This window comes from Variovorax brevis, from assembly GCF_030317105.1.
Lineage (GTDB): Bacteria > Pseudomonadota > Gammaproteobacteria > Burkholderiales > Burkholderiaceae_C > Variovorax > Variovorax brevis.
In genome coordinates this window covers 1-3,083 of sequence record NZ_JASZYG010000066.1, presented here as the reverse complement: position 1 = coordinate 3,083, position 3,083 = coordinate 1, and the positions used below count along the sequence as shown (strand labels likewise).

Sequence of the window (3,083 nt, the reverse complement as noted above, 5' to 3'; positions counted from 1 at the left end):
CGGCTGAACAGCTTGATGCCAAGCGCCGACTCGAGCTTGTCGATGCGACGAGACAGGGCTGACTGCGACAGGTGCAAGTTCTCGGAAGCACTCCGAAAAGTGCCGAAGTCTGCAACTGCCAGAAAGGCACGGAGATCTGCGAGATCGAAATTCATGCGTTTCACGCAAAAGTAGGTCGAATATTTGCAATTTACACCGAACCAACCGCTCGCGATCATTCACCCCATGACTCGCGGCCATATCCCAGGCTGCATCAACAAGGAGACATTGAATGAGCTTTTCGCCCTGCGTCGGTAACAGCAACCGAAGTTCGCTTCGCCCAACCTTTCGCCGTGCTATCGGCGTTCTTGTTGCCGTTGTGACGGCGGCCGCGATGCCCGTGGCGCATGCAGCTTGGCCCGAGAAGCCCGTTCGCCTCGTGGTGCCCTACGGACCCGGTGGCAGTTCTGACGTCATTGCACGCCTGATTGCCAACGAGATGTCAAAGACGCTGGGGCAGGCCGTGATCGTCGACAACAAGGCAGGTGGATCCGGGATCATCGCCATGCAGGAGGTGGCACGCGCGGCACCTGACGGCTACAACATCGTTCTCGGGCATGTCGGCACCCTGGCGGTCAACCCGGCGATGTTTCCCAAGCTGCCGTATGGCGACGAAGACTTCACGCCCATTGCCTTGCTGGCCAAGGTGCCGATGGTGTTTGCGATCGGAGCGAAGGTTCCGGCGAAGACGTTGCCGGAGTTTGTCGCGTTGGCCAAGGCGCAGCCCGGCAAGTTGAACTATGGCTCTGCAGGCAACGGCAGCGCAGGTCACCTTGCATTCGAGATGTTGAAGGTGACGGCCAACATCGATGTCACCCATGTCCCGTACAAGGGCACTGGTGCCCAGCTCAACGATCTGCTGGCGGGCAACACGGACGCCGCTTCTGCAGGCCCTCCCGGCTTCATCGCACAGGCCAAGGCGGGAAAGATAAAGATCATCGCAAGCGGCTCCCCGCAACGGCTGGCCGCACTGCCTGCCGTCCCCACGGTGGCCGAGCTCGGGTATCCCGGGTTCGACAGCTCGCAATGGTTCGGGATCCTCGCGCCGGCCAAGACGCCGCCGGAGATCGTCGCCCGCCTGTATGACGCCGCGGTCAAGGCATTGAGCGTGCCTGCGGTACGTGCGCGCCTTGAAGAAGACGGTAGCACTGCGTCTCCCATGGCGCCTGCGGAATTCGCCAAGTTCATCAAGACCGAGCGCGATCGTTGGGGCAACGTTGTTCGCAAGGCCGGCCTCAAGGCCGAATGAAGCCACCCATCATCACTTCCCATTGAAAGACACCATGAACACCGCCATCATTGAAAAACGCGTCCTGCTGGAGTCCGAACTGCTTGAGCTCGGTGCCAAGGCCTTCGAGGGCCTTGGCCTCGATCACAAAGACGCACAAGACGTCGCCAGGATCCTGGTAACCGCTGACCTGTTCGGCCTGTCGACGCACGGCCTCAGTCGCATCGAGTCCTACGGTGAGCGACTGAGCGTCGGCGGCATCAAGGCCAGACCGGACATCAAGGTGGAACAGCGAGCGCCCGCCATCGTGAGCATCGACGGCGACAACGGAGTCGGTCCGCTCGTTGGAATGCGCGCGTTGGAGGCCGCCATGGAAACGGCAAGGCAGACAGGCGTGGGTGTCGCGTTTGCGCGTGGCAGCAACCATTTCGGTCCTGTCTCGCCCTATTCGCTGATTGCCGCAGAGGCCGGGTTTGCCAGCATCATCGGGAGCAACGCCACCACGACGATTGCACCGTGGGGCGGCAGCGATGCCCGTCTCGGGAACAGTCCAGTCGGCTTTGGTGTGCCGAACCCTGGCGGCAAGCCCTTTCTGCTGGACATGGCCATCAGCGTTGCCGCTCGCGCAAAAATCCGCAACGCACTCAAGCGCGGTGAATCCATTCCTGACACGTGGGCGACGGACAAAGGCGGCCGGACCACGACCGATCCCGCTGCGGCCCTTGATGGCTTCCTGCTTCCGATTGGCGGACACAAAGGCTACGGGCTTGCTTTGCTTGTGGACCTGTTCGCAGGACTGTTATCGGGCGCCGCCTACCTCACGCACGTGAAGTCCTGGGTGGATGCGCCTGACGAGCCGCAGAATCTCGGCCATTTCTTCATTCTCATCGACACGCGGCGCCTCGGTTCCACCGCATGGCTTACGGAGCGGATGAACGATTTCGCGGCGATCCTTCACGACAGCCCTCCCGCCGAGGCAGCGCGTCCAGTTCTTGTGCCCGGGGAAATCGAACTGAACAACCTTGCGCGGCATCGGCGTGAGGGGCTTGCACTGGATCCCACGGTGCTCGCTTTGCTCGAAGAGCACGCAGCAAAGGCATGAGCGCAAGCCGGGCGACGTCTGCAAGCGCCCGGGAATCTGAAAGAACAAGGAGACTCGAATGAAGATAGTTCACCTATGCGCCATGCTTCTCTCGGCAGCGGCGGGCAGTGCTGCGCAGGCGCAACCGGCCTATCCAAGCAAGCCCATCCGCATCGTTGTCCCCTACGTGGCAGGGGGCGCCGCGGACATCACGGCGAGGATCGTCGGCCAGAAGATGGCTGAAGGCTTGCACGTGCCCGTGATCATCGACAACAGGCCCGGCGCCAACGGCATGATCGGGACGGACGCAGTGGCAAAGGCGGCGCCCGATGGGTACACCCTCGTCTTGCTCGCGAGCGGCCCCCTCGTGGTGAACCCCGTGCTCTATGCGAAAGTCCCGTACGACCCCATCAAGGACTTCGCACCCATCAGCCTGTTGACGAGCTACCAGTACGTGTTGACGGTTCCAGCGGCATCTCCGATCAGGACCGTGCCGGATCTGGTTTCCGCAGCAAAGGCGAAGCCGGGGCAACTGAGCTACGGCTCGACTGGCGTGGGCGGCGGCGGACATCTGGCGGGCGTCATGTTCGGTCTGATGAGCGGCGCAGAGTTCACGCACGTGCCTTACAAGGGTGCAGCCCCAGCACTTGCCGACCTGCTTGGCGGCACGCTCTCGTTCACGTTCGACACGGTAGTCACGGCGGTTCCGTTCATCAAGGACGGAAAGCTCAGGGC

Annotated in this window: 4 protein-coding genes; 3 read left to right on the top strand and 1 reads right to left on the bottom strand. The window is 62.1% G+C overall.

All coding sequences use genetic code 11. From position 1 onward, the window contains the following. A partial coding sequence (locus QTI66_RS39350; RefSeq protein ID WP_286565806.1) for a LysR family transcriptional regulator occupies window positions 1-155 on the bottom strand: 155 nt, incomplete at its 3' end. A gap of 116 nt (window positions 156-271) precedes the next feature. Between QTI66_RS39350 and QTI66_RS39345 the strand changes: the two genes are divergently transcribed. The 3 genes from QTI66_RS39345 to QTI66_RS39335 form a co-directional block, all read left to right on the top strand. Beyond that, window positions 272-1,288 (top strand): Bug family tripartite tricarboxylate transporter substrate binding protein, encoded by a 1,017-nt coding sequence (locus QTI66_RS39345; protein WP_286565805.1) that lies wholly within the window; start codon window positions 272-274, stop codon window positions 1,286-1,288. 34 nt (window positions 1,289-1,322) lie between these two features. Next, window positions 1,323-2,369, top strand: coding sequence for an Ldh family oxidoreductase (locus tag QTI66_RS39340; protein ID WP_286565804.1), 1,047 nt, complete (start codon window positions 1,323-1,325; stop codon window positions 2,367-2,369). A 58-nt stretch (window positions 2,370-2,427) separates the two neighbouring features. After that, on the top strand, window positions 2,428-3,083 hold a 656-nt coding region (locus QTI66_RS39335; RefSeq protein ID WP_286565803.1), incomplete at its 3' end, for a Bug family tripartite tricarboxylate transporter substrate binding protein.

Excerpts from the sequence above, each read along its gene's own strand:
- QTI66_RS39340 (WP_286565804.1), top strand. The coding sequence starts at position 1,323 with ATGAACACCGCCATCATTGAAAAACGCGTCCTGCTGGAGTCCGAACTG.
- QTI66_RS39345 (WP_286565805.1), top strand. The coding sequence starts at position 272 with ATGAGCTTTTCGCCCTGCGTCGGTAACAGCAACCGAAGTTCGCTTCGC.